This window comes from Roseobacter sp., assembly GCF_045106495.1.
In the GTDB taxonomy this organism is placed as follows: Bacteria; Pseudomonadota; Alphaproteobacteria; order Rhodobacterales; family Rhodobacteraceae; genus Roseobacter.
This window is the reverse complement of the sequence record NZ_JBGCEQ010000017.1, coordinates 100727-113081: the sequence shown is the minus strand read 5'-3', so window position 1 is coordinate 113081 and position 12355 is coordinate 100727. Positions and strand designations below refer to the sequence as shown.

15 protein-coding genes are annotated in these 12355 nt (G+C 56.5%); 10 read left to right on the top strand and 5 right to left on the bottom strand.

Annotated elements, in window-relative coordinates; all coding sequences use genetic code 11:
- Positions 1-10 precede the first annotated feature (10 nt).
- Both AB8B75_RS12540 and AB8B75_RS12535 read left to right on the top strand, forming a co-directional pair.
- Positions 11-511 carry a GNAT family N-acetyltransferase gene (locus AB8B75_RS12540; RefSeq protein ID WP_405362675.1) on the top strand — a complete coding sequence of 167 codons (501 nt, stop codon included), beginning with the start codon at positions 11-13 and terminating at the stop codon, positions 509-511.
- 164 nt (positions 512-675) lie between these two features.
- Positions 676-1098 carry a cupin domain-containing protein gene (locus AB8B75_RS12535; protein WP_405362724.1) on the top strand — a complete coding sequence of 141 codons (423 nt, stop codon included), beginning with the start codon at positions 676-678 and terminating at the stop codon, positions 1096-1098.
- 72 nt (positions 1099-1170) lie between these two features.
- On the opposite strand, the gene AB8B75_RS12530 is transcribed toward AB8B75_RS12535, so the two are convergent.
- On the bottom strand, positions 1171-2274 hold the full coding sequence (locus AB8B75_RS12530) for an anhydro-N-acetylmuramic acid kinase (protein ID WP_405362673.1): 1104 nt from the start codon (positions 2272-2274) through the stop codon (positions 1171-1173).
- Positions 2275-2338: 64 nt separating this feature from the next.
- On the opposite strand from AB8B75_RS12530, the gene tyrS reads away from it, so the two are divergent.
- Positions 2339-3589, top strand: a complete 1251-nt coding sequence (gene tyrS / locus AB8B75_RS12525; protein WP_405362671.1) for a tyrosine--tRNA ligase — start codon at positions 2339-2341, stop codon at positions 3587-3589.
- Here the strand turns inward: tyrS and AB8B75_RS12520 are convergent.
- Positions 3586-3717 carry a hypothetical protein gene (locus AB8B75_RS12520; protein WP_405362669.1) on the bottom strand — a complete coding sequence of 44 codons (132 nt, stop codon included), beginning with the start codon at positions 3715-3717 and terminating at the stop codon, positions 3586-3588. The genes tyrS and AB8B75_RS12520 overlap by 4 nt on opposite strands.
- 127 nt (positions 3718-3844) lie before the next feature.
- On the opposite strand from AB8B75_RS12520, the gene AB8B75_RS12515 reads away from it, so the two are divergent.
- The 3 genes from AB8B75_RS12515 to AB8B75_RS12505 are packed head-to-tail and all read left to right on the top strand — an operon-like array spanning position 3845 to position 5957.
- On the top strand, positions 3845-4648 hold the full coding sequence (locus tag AB8B75_RS12515; protein WP_405362668.1) for a GNAT family N-acetyltransferase: 804 nt from the start codon (positions 3845-3847) through the stop codon (positions 4646-4648).
- Positions 4649-4704: 56 nt separating this feature from the next.
- A complete protein-coding gene (locus AB8B75_RS12510) occupies positions 4705-5460 on the top strand; it encodes an SDR family NAD(P)-dependent oxidoreductase (protein ID WP_405362666.1) in 756 nt (251 codons plus the stop codon).
- Between the two features lie 14 nt (positions 5461-5474).
- Positions 5475-5957, top strand: a complete 483-nt coding sequence (locus AB8B75_RS12505) for an MOSC domain-containing protein (protein WP_405362665.1) — start codon at positions 5475-5477, stop codon at positions 5955-5957.
- Here the strand turns inward: AB8B75_RS12505 and AB8B75_RS12500 are convergent.
- From AB8B75_RS12500 to AB8B75_RS12490, 3 genes are all read right to left on the bottom strand, one after another.
- Positions 5954-7762: an ABC-F family ATP-binding cassette domain-containing protein gene (locus tag AB8B75_RS12500; RefSeq protein ID WP_405362663.1), complete on the bottom strand. Its 1809-nt coding sequence runs from the start codon at positions 7760-7762 to the stop codon at positions 5954-5956. The two genes, AB8B75_RS12505 and AB8B75_RS12500, sit on opposite strands and share 4 nt — an antisense overlap.
- 84 nt (positions 7763-7846) lie before the next feature.
- Complete coding sequence (locus AB8B75_RS12495) at positions 7847-8572, bottom strand: GNAT family N-acetyltransferase (protein WP_405362661.1); 726 nt, start codon at positions 8570-8572, stop codon at positions 7847-7849.
- Between the two features lie 69 nt (positions 8573-8641).
- Positions 8642-9124 (bottom strand): outer membrane protein assembly factor BamE, encoded by a 483-nt coding sequence (locus AB8B75_RS12490; RefSeq protein WP_405362660.1) that lies wholly within the window; start codon positions 9122-9124, stop codon positions 8642-8644.
- Positions 9125-9211: 87 nt separating this feature from the next.
- On the opposite strand from AB8B75_RS12490, the gene AB8B75_RS12485 reads away from it, so the two are divergent.
- From AB8B75_RS12485 to AB8B75_RS12470, 4 genes are all read left to right on the top strand, one after another.
- The gene (locus tag AB8B75_RS12485; protein ID WP_405362659.1) at positions 9212-9775 is read left to right on the top strand and encodes a YceD family protein; all 564 of its coding nucleotides are present in this window, start codon (positions 9212-9214) and stop codon (positions 9773-9775) included.
- Positions 9776-9988: 213 nt separating this feature from the next.
- On the top strand, positions 9989-10195 hold the full coding sequence (rpmF, locus tag AB8B75_RS12480) for a 50S ribosomal protein L32 (RefSeq protein ID WP_187431692.1): 207 nt from the start codon (positions 9989-9991) through the stop codon (positions 10193-10195).
- A 48-nt stretch (positions 10196-10243) separates the two neighbouring features.
- Entirely contained in the window at positions 10244-11317 is a 1074-nt protein-coding gene (gene plsX, locus AB8B75_RS12475) for a phosphate acyltransferase PlsX (protein ID WP_405362658.1), read from the top strand.
- Complete coding sequence (locus tag AB8B75_RS12470; RefSeq protein ID WP_405362656.1) at positions 11314-12285, top strand: beta-ketoacyl-ACP synthase III; 972 nt, start codon at positions 11314-11316, stop codon at positions 12283-12285. The genes plsX and AB8B75_RS12470 overlap by 4 nt, the downstream gene beginning before the upstream one ends.
- The last annotated feature ends 70 nt before the right edge of the window (positions 12286-12355 follow it).

Sequence of the window (12355 nt, the reverse complement as noted above, 5' to 3'; positions counted from 1 at the left end):
GGGTGAGATCATGGTGCGCGTGGCAGAGATGCCGCGCGATCTTGCTGTGGTGCAAGAACTGTGCTGGGAGTATCGCGACTTCCTCATCGGGTTCAATGAAGACATGCGAGAGATCGCAGAAACCTTCTACCCGAAAGATGCTTATGCCACTCTGATGGAAGAGCTGCCGGTAAAACACGCTCGCCCCCGTGGTGTGATTATGCTGATTGAACATGACGGCAAGCCTATTGGGTGTGGGATGACCCATCCTCTCAAAGGTACTGATACGGAAGTAAAACGCGTTTTCATCCGCAAAAGCGGACGTGGTACTGGCGCTGGTCAAATGCTGTCAAAGGCGTTGATCGACCAAGCCCGCAAAGATGGTTACAGACGGGTCCTGCTCGATACTTCTGTTTGGCTTACAGGCGCGCAAAGGTTGTATGAAAAGCTGGGCTTCAAATCGCGCGGCCCCTATTCGGACCTGCCACCAGGCACTGAAAGGCATTTAGTGTTCTATGAACTTATGCTGTGAATTGACCCAGAATATAACGTAAAATCATTATCTTGCGTCGATTTTCTAATGTGTTTTAAATCTAGCCGCCTTGCAAATCGGTGTGATGAAGGCGCTGCCTCAGCCGAGTGCAATCCTTCATCATATTCCTTGGCCTATCCGCGATGCCGGACTAACCTATGTCCATGACACCAGAACAAATCATCGCGCACCTTGACCTATCGCCCCATCCCGAAGGTGGCCACTATCGTCAAACATGGGTGGCCAAAGGCGACGCACGGCCCAGCGGCACCTGTATTTACTTTCTTTTGGCCGGCGGCGAAACCAGCCACTGGCACCGTGTCGATGCAACAGAAATCTGGCTTTACCATTCTGGCGCCCCATTGATTTTGTCGCTGAGCGCAACAGAAGCCGGTCCAGCCACAGATCATGTTTTGTCTGCAGATCTGACCCAGGGCGCTCCGCAACTGATTGTCCCGAAAGACCATTGGCAAGCAGCGAAAACCACCGGGGAATACACGTTGGTCAGTTGCACCGTTTCACCGGGTTTTCAATTTGAAGGTTTCACTTTAGCACCGCAAGGGTTCGACATTCCTCGCGATAAATAGGTGCATTTTATCAAACCATTACATCGAAGACCTCACGTGACTGGTACGCACTGTATCTATTCGAAAATAACTCTACGGCCAACTAACCGTTCCACCGCCCACGGCCATCCGCACCCCGGTGGTGCCGCGACATGAAGTTGGCAATCCGCGTGCAACCCGCACGGCCAGGTAAGCAAACGCTTGCGCTTCTAGCATATCGCCGTCCAGCCCAACCTCTTCAACCGGTGCGACCGGGCATTCCAGAGAGACAGCAAGCATTTTCATCAAGACCGGGTTGTGCCGCCCACCGCCCGTAACCAACACACGCGACGGCGGATGAGGACAATGCCGCATTCCCTCTGCCACTCCGGCTGCACACATGGCAGTCAATGTGGCTGCAGCATCTGCGTCATCAAGCTCTGAAACCAAAGCGATCATTTCCGAAAAATCGTTCCTGTCCAATGATTTAGGAGGCACTTTTGCGAAATAGGGTTCAGACAGAAACAGCTCTAACGCGCCCTGTTCCACGGTACCGCTGCGGGCGATTTTGCCGTCTTTATCATAGCTTAGCCCCAGGCGCGCCTGCAATAGATCATTCAAGGGCGCATTTGCTGGCCCCGTGTCAAAAGCCAGCAAAGCGCCAGTTTCCTCTGGTTTTGAATAGCCCGGGTCCACATAGGTGATGTTTCCGACACCGCCGAGGTTCAGAAATGCCAAGGGCGTTTCCGCGCGGATATGCTGCGACAGAGCGAAATGAAAAAACGGCGCAAGTGGCGCGCCTTCGCCGCCTAGCTCCACATCCGCTGTCCGAAAATCCCACACCACTGGACAGGCCAAAGCCTGCGAAAGCCAAACCCCATCGCCAACCTGCAAGGTCCCGCGGGTGCGCGGTGCGTGCGCCAGAGTCTGACCATGAAACCCGATCAGGTCCACCTGCCCGAAGGGTTCGAGCAAGTCCTTGTGCGCCTTTTCCACCACTTTTTGCGCCGCATAGACGGCCTCCCCGGACCATTGTCCCAAAGCGGCACGCAAAACTACCTGTTCTTGCGCAGAATAAGGGCGATATGATGTTTTACCAAACGCGTCAATGCGCTGCCCGTCCGTCGAAAGGATCGCCGCATCCACACCATCCAGTGAGGTGCCACTCATGGCGCCCAATGCCGTGACATTGCCCGTTTTCGCAATGGCTCTTTTCAAAGCCTTTTCCTTTGTCTGCTCACCACCTATAGAGTGATCGCAATTCAAGCCGAGAGCAAGCAAGATGACCTACCATCCCAAATCCGATTTTGTCGCCGTCATGATGGAGCGCGGCTTTCTGGCCGACTGCACGGATTATCAAGGCTTGGACGACGCGCTGCTCAAAGGCGTTCAGCCGGGCTACATCGGGTTTGACGCCACCGCCAAGTCGCTGCATGTTGGCTCGCTGATCCAGATCATGATGCTGCGCTGGTTGCAAAAAACCGGCCATAAGCCGATCACATTAATGGGCGGTGGCACAACCAAAGTCGGCGATCCATCGTTTCGCGCCGATGAACGCCCGTTACTGGACGCGCATGCAATTGATGACAATATTGCCGGGATCAAACGGGTTTTCAGCGCCTATCTGACCTACGGTGATGGGCCAACAGATGCCCTGATGATCAACAATGCCGAATGGCTGGATGGTCTGAACTACCTGGATTTTCTGCGCGACATCGGGCGGCATTTTTCAATCAATCGGATGTTGTCGTTCGAGAGCGTGAAATCACGGCTTGATCGGGAACAATCCCTGTCGTTTCTCGAATTCAACTATATGATCCTACAGGCCTATGATTTCATGGAACTGCACCGGCGCTACGGCTGTGTCCTCCAGATGGGCGGCTCAGATCAGTGGGGCAATATCGTCAACGGGATAGATCTGACGCGTCGGGTCATCGACGGCGAGGTTTATGGCCTGACCTCGCCCTTGCTGACGACCTCGGATGGCAAGAAAATGGGCAAATCCCAGTCCGGCGCGGTCTGGTTGAATGGCGACATGCTCAGCCCGTATGAATTTTGGCAATTTTGGCGCAACACGACCGACGCAGATGTCGGCCGGTTCCTGAAGCTCTATTCGGAACTGCCTGTCGATGAATGCAATCGGCTCGGCGCGCTTGAAGGGGCGGAGATCAATGAGGCCAAGGTGCGTCTTGCCAATGAGATCACTGCGCTACTGCATGGCGTAGATGCGGCGGCTGCCGCAGAAGCCACGGCGCGAGAAGTCTTTGAAAAGGGCGGTGTGGGGGACGATTTGCCAACTTTATCGCTTTCGTCCGACGAACTGGGCGCGGGTATTTCCATCGTTCAGCTGATTGTAAAATCCGGACTGGCAGGCTCAGGCAAGGAAGCCAAGCGTCTCATTGCAGAGAACGGCGCGCGCCTGGATGATCAGCCATTGACCAATGCAGGATTGATGATCGATGCGGCGGCGCTATCAAGCCCGATCAAACTCAGCGCAGGTAAGAAACGACACGCCTTGGTGCAACTGGGTTAGAGCCAGATCCATTCCACCAGCGACAGAATCGCAAATACCGGAATCGACAGGCCCGTTGCGATCAGAAAAGCAGCGGTCTTTGTCATGCGGGGTGCGGGGGCAGTCACGCCTTGGACAGTCTTTTTCATGGCTGCATTAACCGGCAATTAGGTAAATTACCCGTTAATTGCGCCCATGTTTGATGCTGCACCCTTTCCTGAGCCAAGTTCTTTGCAACAAAGCGATGCGTTTGAACGGGCCTTGCGGAGCCTGGACATGCCTGTCCAACGGCTGAATGATGGCACACTTGTTTTGCACCGCAAATTCGGGCCGCTGCCGGTCCAAATGATCGCGCGTCCGCGCGCAGCATCTGCGACGCATTTGATGGATACTGCAAGATCTTTGACGTCGCGCGGCCCCGTAATTCTGGCCCCCGACAGCCCGATGCGATTGCACTCAAACGGCGCGCTGCCTCTGGTCAGCCCCAGTAGTGTCGCAGGGTTGGATCTGCGCCCGGATACGGACAGTCTGATGGCGGGCTTGCACCAGAAGTGGCGCAACCGTCTCAAACACGCACAGCGGCAAGATCTTTGCATCACGCGTCAAAACATGCCGGATGATGCTGGGCATTGGTTGCTCCAGGCTGACTCCTTGCAACAGACGCGCCGGCGTTATCGCAGCTGGCCCATTGCACTCACCCTGGCATACGGACGCGAAAACCGGGGCCAGTCAAAACTCTTTACCGCTTTTTGGGGGCGTGAACCTGTAGCCGCGATTTTGATCCTGCGGCATGGCGTGCAGGCCAGCTATCACATCGGCCATTCCCGGGCGTCGGGGCGGATTACTTCGGCGCACACCCTCTTGATGTGGTCTGTGATCTGCTGGTGCAAGACCAAGGGCATAGAACATCTGGAGTTGGGAACGCTCGACACCGAAGAGGGTCAAGGGCTAGCCCGTTTCAAATTGGGCACTGGCGCCCAAACGCGTAGGCTGGGCGGCACATGGGTCTGGTGGCCGCCTTTCAGCCACGCGCTCAGACCCATCGCGCGATGGGACAACCGTTTAATGGGCAACAGCTAGACAGCGAGCAATCTTCCATGATTAAATGAACGTGTGTTCATATTTTGGAGGAACGCATGCATCTCGGCGACACATCTGCAATCATCACCGGCGGCGCGTCCGGACTGGGGGAGGCAACGGCGCGCTATTTTGCATCGCAAGGGGCTCAGGTTACCCTGCTTGACCGCGATAGCACCCGCGGAATGCAGGTCGCGCAGGACATTGGCGGTCACTTTGTACAGACCGATGTGACCGATGAAACATCGGTTCAGACCGCCGTAACCTATGCAATTGAAAAAATGGGTCTGATCACAGCTGCTGTGAACTGCGCAGGCATTGCGGATGCCATCAAAACGGTTGGGCGTGAAGGGCCACATCCCCTGCCCGATTTTCAACGCACCATCGACATCAATTTGGTGGGTACCTTCAATGTGTCGCGTCTGGCGGCTGAAGCGATGCAAGGCAATGCCCCCGAGGCAGATGGCGCGCGCGGGGTGATCATTAATACAGCCTCCATCGCGGCTTTTGACGGGCAAAAGGGACAGGTGGCCTACGCCGCGTCCAAGGGCGGCGTGGTCGGGCTGTGCCTGCCCATGGCGCGCGATCTGGCCAAGACCGGCATCCGCGTGATGACCATCGCACCCGGCATTTTCATGACGCCCATGCTCGCCGGCCTGGGAGAAGACGTGCAATCACAACTGGCCGCGGATGTCCCCTGCCCGCCGCGACTAGGTGACCCGGCAGAATACGGGCGCCTCGCCGGTTTCATTGTAGAATGTGGTTATCTGAACGGCGAGGTGATCCGTATCGACGGCGCATTGCGCATGCGTTAGCAAGAAAGCGTGCAGTGAAAGGCAACGAAATGTGGCAAGGAAAATTGCTGACCATCCACACAACGACCCGTGCACGCGCGCCTATGATCGCGCACGATACCGCCGAGCTGATGGCCGGCGTGGGCATTGCAGGTGATCGCTATGCCAAAGGCGTGGATAAGGGCACTTATTCGGCGCTTCCCGATGTGCGCGAGGTGACTTTGATCGAGCAGGAAACACTGGAAGCCTTGATGCGGGACCACGACATTAAAGTGGAACCGCAAGAGCACCGGCGCAACCTCACAACTCAAGATGTCCCGTTGAATCATTTGGTCGGCAGGCGCTTTTCGGTGGGCCAGGTTGTGTTGGAAGGAGGACGATTGAACACGCCCTGCCGTTACCTCGATATGATCACAAAAATGACAATATGTGACCTCTTGGAACATCGATCAGGTTTGAATTGTCGCATAATCTCAAGCGGAGCCATACATCGAGGCGATACGATCCGTCTGGTTTAAGCTCCGGATTTCTCTTCGAGAAGCAGCCACTCCTCTTCAGCTGACTGTAATTTTTCGTGGCGTTCCACCAGCGCATCCGTTGCTTTTTGAAACTTGACAGGCTGGTCATTGAAAAGCGCCGGATCGCTCAAGAGCTCCTCCAACTTGGCAATTTCCGCCTCCAATCTGGCGATCTCCGCGGGTAAGATCTCCAGCCGGTGCTTTTCAGTGAAACTCAACCCGGTTTTCTGCGCCGGTTTGGGTTTGCTCGAACCCCCAGATGATTTCGAGGCGGTCACGCTATCCGCGAAATCATCCTGACCACGCTGGCGGATGTAGTCGGTCCAACCACCTGCATAGACGGTCGCTTTTCCATCGCCCTCCATGGCGATTGTCGTAGCGGCAACCCGGTCCAGAAAGTCCCTGTCGTGGCTGACCAGCAAGACGGTGCCATCGTAAGTTCCCAAAAGCTCCTGCATCAAATCAAGCGTTTCCACGTCCAGGTCATTGGTCGGCTCGTCGAGCACCAAGAGATTGCTGGGACGGGCCATGATCTTCGCCAGCAGCAACCGCGCTTTCTCGCCCCCCGACAACGACCGTACCGGCGCGCGGGCCTGTGCCTCGTCAAAGAGGAATTCCTTGAGATAGCCCACCACATGTTTCGGGGCGCCTCGCACCATGACCTGATCGGCCTTGCCTGAGACGCGCATGTCCGGGTCACCTGTAAGGCTGTCCCAGAGGCTCATATCCGGATCAAGCCGCGCGCGGGCCTGATCGAATAGCGCAATTTCCAGGTTTGTGCCCAGCTTGACCGTGCCACTGTCTGGTTCTTCGCGACCGATGAGCATATTCAGCAAGGTCGTTTTGCCCACTCCATTGGGCCCGACAAAGGCGATCCGGTCGCCGCGCTGAACCGTGAGCGAAAAAGGCTTCAGGATGGCTTTGTCGCCAAAGGTCTTGGTGATCTGCGTGACCTCAATAACCTTGCGCCCAGATTTCGGACCCGAGTCCAGCGCCATTGCCGCCGTGCCTTGACGTTTGATCTGGGCACCACGTTCTGCACGTAGTTCTTGCAAGGCGCGCACCCTGCCCTGATTGCGTTTGCGCCGTGCTGAAATGCCCTCGACCGCCCAGCGAGCCTCGGCCTTGATCTTACGGTTGAGTTTGTGGCGCTGGGTGTCTTCCTCTTCCCAGACCTGATCGCGCCAGGTCTCAAAATCGGCAAACCCCTTCTCCTGACGCCGCACCGCACCGCGATCCACCCAAAGTGTGGCGCGGGTAAGCGCGCGCAAAAACGCCCTGTCGTGGCTTATGATAATATAGCCCTTGCGGCTTTGTTTCAGCTCGTTTCCCAGCCAGGCGATGGCCTCGATATCCAGATGGTTGGTGGGCTCATCCAGCAACATCAGATCGGGGCTACCCGCCATCAGCCGCGCCAAGGCGGCGCGCCGTCTTTCGCCGCCGCTCGCGGTTTCAACCGGGCGGGCGGGATCAAACTTCAAGCCCTCACCGGCCCGCTCCACCAGATACATCTCGGAAGGCTCCAACCCATGGGCCGCAAAATCCCCCAAGGTTTCAAAGCCGCTCAGATCGGGGTCTTGCTCCATATACCCCACCGAAATGCCGGGACCTGGCACCACCTCCCCCACATCCGGTTCGACCTGTCCGGCCATGACCTTGATCAAGGTGGATTTGCCGGAGCCATTGCGCCCGACCAGTGCCAGCCGATCGCCGGGCTGAACGACAAGGCTGAGGTCTTCGAAAACCGGATCACCGCCAAAAGTCAGCGAAATGTCGTTGAGTTGTAACAAAGGTATGCGTGCCATGTGCCGCAGCTAATCCGCATCTGGGCGAGCGTCAACGCATCTTGTGACCCAGGCTGTGTAAATCCCGGGCGGGCGGGCAACGCCCTAGCACAAAGCGCGCAGCAATCTTTTGCGTGTCGCAGGGATTGCGCCGATCTCGACACCGGTGAAAACATGCAAGGTGTTCATCTGACGGTCGACCACTGCGTGATCGCTGACCCACCCCCCCATCATCAGATAGGTGCGCAGCAAAGGCGGCATATGGGCGAGCGCCTTTTTCATGTTTGGTTTCCGGCGCAACCGCGCGGCAAAACGGAACACATCGGGTGCCTTGACGCGGGGCAACCACCGCGTTGGGGCCAAGTGCTGAGCCTTGAGCACAGCAAAGGCATCCAGATAGGTGTTCATTTCCGTCCCCGCGAAGGAAGAACACCCGAAGAGAAGTTTGACGTCATGCTGATCAACATAAGTCGTCATCGCGGCCCAGGCCACGCGCAAGATCTCGGGATCTTTGGCCTCCGGCGCGATGCAGAACCGGCCAAGTTCGACCATTTTGCCGTCGAATTTCTCCAAAGCCGACAATTCATAAAACTGTGCCGCGTAACTGGCCGAAATGTCCGCACCCGTCACATCGAGCATGCGGAACGTGCAGACAAGCGCGCCGCTTTTGCGTTCATGGATGAGAAAATGAGTGCAACGGTCATCGAATGCATCCCGGTCCAGAGGTTTGTCCAGCCCGAAACACTGCGCCCGAAGCACTTGCGCCGCGCGTAGGTCCGAAGGCGCGTCCGTCATGCGCGTTCGATAGCGACCCTTATTTCCTGAAGACATGGCACCCTCTCGGCACACGGCCAGTTGGTCGCACTCCCATCATGCGGTTTCCGACAACGACGGAAAAAATCAGCCATCAATCGATGCACTGCCCGGCGTGAAGCGACCAATGTTGCCCAACAGTTGACGCAGGAACGATTTGTCCGAAACGCCGGAGCTGGTCACGCGACGGGCCAAGGGAACGACCTGACCTTTTTCAAGACCAAATTTTTCGACATTGGCGACAATTCCGCCAGAATCAAAGCTGATCGCAACGACTTCACGTTCGACCACTTCCGGCGCGAGCATGGCGAAGGTGCGGACACGGCTGCGCACAAAATAAATACTGCTCTCATCGGCAACTGATTGCGCCGATGCCGAGCCCAGCGTTTCTTCGACGGTTGAGCGGGTATCAATTCCAACCACGATCTGTTCCAAATCTTCGGGTGGAGGGACATAACCGTGGTCTCGGTATTGTCCGCCGCAGCCGACAAGGGTCAGGCAAAACAGAACCGCAATGCCACGTCGCACACAACAGGGTGCGATTTTTAACACTGCATTCGCCAAACTCATAAACTCTGCCCTCTTGCCCTTGCGCGTTGTGGCTTTTATCCCGCTTACACCATGCACCGCCTTGGGTTCAAGAAACGAAAGCGACAGATGTCCCAGCAAACACCGCCCAGTCCACACGCATTCCGCGTGGCCACGCTAAAACAAAACACCGAGACGCGTTTTTCGCTGCGCCCGGACGCGTCGGCGTTGAAGACGATGGCACAGGATCTGGAACTTCTGGGGTTGCGCAAGCTTTCGTTTTCAGGCCGGATCTTGGCAGAGGGCAGTAAGGATTGGCGATTGACTGGCAAGCTGGGTGCGACAGTCGTTCAGCCCTGCGGTGTTACACTTGATCCCGTGTCCACTCGCATTGATGAACCAGTTAACCGAATGTTTCTGAGCGGGTACGTGGAAGAAGACGCCCCAGATGTCGAAATGCCGGAAGATGATACCGTTGAGCCGTTGGGGGACTGGATCGATCCCGAACAGATCATGCTTGAGGCGCTGGTATTGGCATTGCCGCTCTATCCGCGCAGCGAAGGTGCCGCATTGGGGGAAAGCGTGTTCGCTGAACCCGGTGTCAGCCCAATGCGTGACGAAGATGCACGACCCTTTGCTGGTCTGGCTGCCCTCAAGAATCAACTGTCCGACCCCGAGCCAGGCAAAGACTGACTTGGGCGCGGCTTTTTTGCGAAAAATGGCCTTCAAAAAACGCCTTGCATTGACTTTTTTTCCGAGTATTTTGCGCCGCTCATCCAATTAGGATTGGACAAGACGCAGGCTTGGGCCTAAACGCACGTCACACCCGATCTCTGGGAAAAAAATAGAAACACGGCTCCGCGCCCGATTGCGCGACTGGCCCCGAAAGACAAAAGGCCCAAGACAATGGCTGTTCAGCAGAACAAAGTCTCCAAATCGCGTCGCAACAACCGTCGTGCGCATGATTCTCTGGTTGCGGCAAACCCCAACGAGTGCACCAACTGTGGTGAACTCAAACGCCCCCACCACGTTTGCGCCGCCTGTGGCCATTATGACGACAAAGAGATCGTTGCACTGACAGAAGAGATTGATCTGGAAGACGACGCGGCCTAAACCTGTCCCTTACACAGCAAGGGGCAAAGGTTTGGGGAGCAGTGGCACATGACGGCGCAGACCGATCAGGCACCCGCGAACGCCAGGCGCATCATTCTATCCGTAGATGCTATGGGCGGGGATGAAGGCCCCGCAGCTGTTGTTGCGGGCTGCGATGTATCCGCGCGCAAAAACCCCGACATTCAATTCATCCTGCATGGGCCGAAAGCGCAGCTGACCCCACTGGTAGACCGTAAGCGCGCTTTAGCAGGTCGTGTAGAGATCCGAGACGCGGCAAGCGTGGTTTCCATGGACGACAAGCCCAGCCACATTGTGCGCAACGGCAAAGACACAAGTATGTGGTCCGCTATCGAAGCGGTGCGGGAAGGCTCTGCAACCGTGGCCGTTTCCTGCGGCAACACCGGTGCGCTGATGGCCTTGTCGATGATCCGGTTGCGCAAACTGCCCGGCGTAAACCGGCCTGCGATTGCAGTTCTTTACCCTTCGTCAAACCCGCAAGGCTTCAATGTGATGCTGGATGTCGGCGCGGATATAAAAGCCGAAGCGGAAGATCTGCTGCGCTATGCGTTGATGGGCATGTCCTACGCTCGAAACGGTCTGGATTTGCCGCGCCCCCGTGTGGGGCTCTTAAATGTCGGCACCGAAGAGCACAAAGGTCGTCCGGAACTCAAAGAGGCCTATGAACTGATTCGCGATCAGCGTGACGTTGCAGGTTTCGAATTCGTCGGATTTGTCGAAGGCGGCGATATCCCGGGCGATGTCTGCGATGTTATCGTGACAGACGGTTTTACCGGCAATGTAGCGATCAAAACGGGCGAAGGCACGGCAAGCCTGATTGGTGACCGGCTGCGCGAAGCCTTTAAGTTCTCTCCCTTGTCACGGTTGGCGTCACTGCTAGCGTTCACATCCCTCAACCGCCTGAAAAAGAAGATCGACCCACGCCGCGTGAATGGCGGAGTGTTTCTTGGTCTCAATGGCACGGTAGTGAAATCGCATGGTTCGGCGGATGCAACCGGTGTGTCGGCTGCGCTAAAGCTTGCGGCCCAACTGGCCGACATCAAATTTACAGATAAACTGGCCGCCCGTGTTGCCGGACTGCCCGCAGAGGAGAAAGAAGCATGACCCTGCGCGCCGTCGTCAAAGGTGTTGGCCACTATCTGCCGGAACGTGTTGTTCCAAATTCGGAATTTGAAGACAGCCTGGATACCAATGATGCCTGGATTCGCTCCCGGTCCGGTATTCAACGTCGCCATTTCGCTGCCAAGGATGAAACCACATCAACTATGGCGAGCGCTGCCGCGCGCGCCGCTCTCACCGATGCGTCTTTGGCGCCCGCTGACATCGATGCCATCATTGTCGCAACATCAACTGCAGATCTGACCTTCCCGTCGGTGGCCACCATGGTTCAGGCGGACTTGGGCATGGAAACCGGATTTGCTTTTGATGTTCAGGCGGTATGCGCAGGGTTCATCTATGCTCTAAGCAATGCCAACGCGATGATCTTGTCGGGCCAGGCCAAACGGGTTCTGGTGATCGGAGCAGAGACATTCAGCAGGATCATGGATTGGTCGGATCGGTCCACCTGCGTGCTTTTTGGAGATGGCGCCGGGGCATTGATTCTCGAAGCGCAACCCGGCAAGGGCACACCGCAGGACCGTGGCATCTTGTCGACTGACCTCAATTCTGATGGACGGCACAAGGACCTGCTGTATGTCGATGGCGGCGTCTCAACAGGGACCACCGGTTACTTGCGGATGCAGGGAAATCAGGTGTTTCGCCATGCAGTAGAGAAATTGGCATCTACAGCTCAAAAGGCCATGGAGCGCGCGGGTGTTTCGCCGCAAGATGTGGATTGGATCGTGCCGCATCAGGCAAACATTCGCATTATTCAAGGCACGGCAAAAAAGCTAGGCCTGTCAATGGACAACGTTGTCGTGACTGTACAGGATCATGGCAACACCTCAGCCGCATCGATTCCCTTGGCCCTCTCCGTGGGCCGCGAGCGAGGGCAAATCAAGGAAGGCGACCTGCTTGTTACAGAAGCAATTGGCGGTGGATTGGCATGGGGAGCGGTTGTTCTGCGCTGGTAGCGCATTAATGTTGCTCAAACACCTTCCGCCAAGCCATTGATATTGACTCTTAAAATCGCTCTCCCCTATG

What these genes read in the sequence shown, in the direction of transcription:
- plsX (WP_405362658.1), top strand. Translation starts at nt 10,244, where the DNA reads ATGACGGCGCAGACCGATCAGGCACCCGCGAACGCCAGGCGCATCATT.
- rpmF (WP_187431692.1), top strand. Translation starts at nt 9,989, where the DNA reads ATGGCTGTTCAGCAGAACAAAGTCTCCAAATCGCGTCGCAACAACCGT.
- AB8B75_RS12470 (WP_405362656.1), top strand. Translation starts at nt 11,314, where the DNA reads ATGACCCTGCGCGCCGTCGTCAAAGGTGTTGGCCACTATCTGCCGGAA.
- AB8B75_RS12510 (WP_405362666.1), top strand. Translation starts at nt 4,705, where the DNA reads ATGCATCTCGGCGACACATCTGCAATCATCACCGGCGGCGCGTCCGGA.
- AB8B75_RS12535 (WP_405362724.1), top strand. Translation starts at nt 676, where the DNA reads ATGACACCAGAACAAATCATCGCGCACCTTGACCTATCGCCCCATCCC.
- AB8B75_RS12490 (WP_405362660.1), bottom strand. Translation starts at nt 9,124, where the DNA reads ATGAGTTTGGCGAATGCAGTGTTAAAAATCGCACCCTGTTGTGTGCGA.
- AB8B75_RS12540 (WP_405362675.1), top strand. Translation starts at nt 11, where the DNA reads ATGGTGCGCGTGGCAGAGATGCCGCGCGATCTTGCTGTGGTGCAAGAA.
- AB8B75_RS12520 (WP_405362669.1), bottom strand. Translation starts at nt 3,717, where the DNA reads ATGAAAAAGACTGTCCAAGGCGTGACTGCCCCCGCACCCCGCATGACA.
- AB8B75_RS12495 (WP_405362661.1), bottom strand. Translation starts at nt 8,572, where the DNA reads ATGTCTTCAGGAAATAAGGGTCGCTATCGAACGCGCATGACGGACGCG.
- AB8B75_RS12500 (WP_405362663.1), bottom strand. Translation starts at nt 7,762, where the DNA reads ATGGCACGCATACCTTTGTTACAACTCAACGACATTTCGCTGACTTTT.
- tyrS (WP_405362671.1), top strand. Translation starts at nt 2,339, where the DNA reads ATGACCTACCATCCCAAATCCGATTTTGTCGCCGTCATGATGGAGCGC.
- AB8B75_RS12485 (WP_405362659.1), top strand. Translation starts at nt 9,212, where the DNA reads ATGTCCCAGCAAACACCGCCCAGTCCACACGCATTCCGCGTGGCCACG.
- AB8B75_RS12515 (WP_405362668.1), top strand. Translation starts at nt 3,845, where the DNA reads ATGCCTGTCCAACGGCTGAATGATGGCACACTTGTTTTGCACCGCAAA.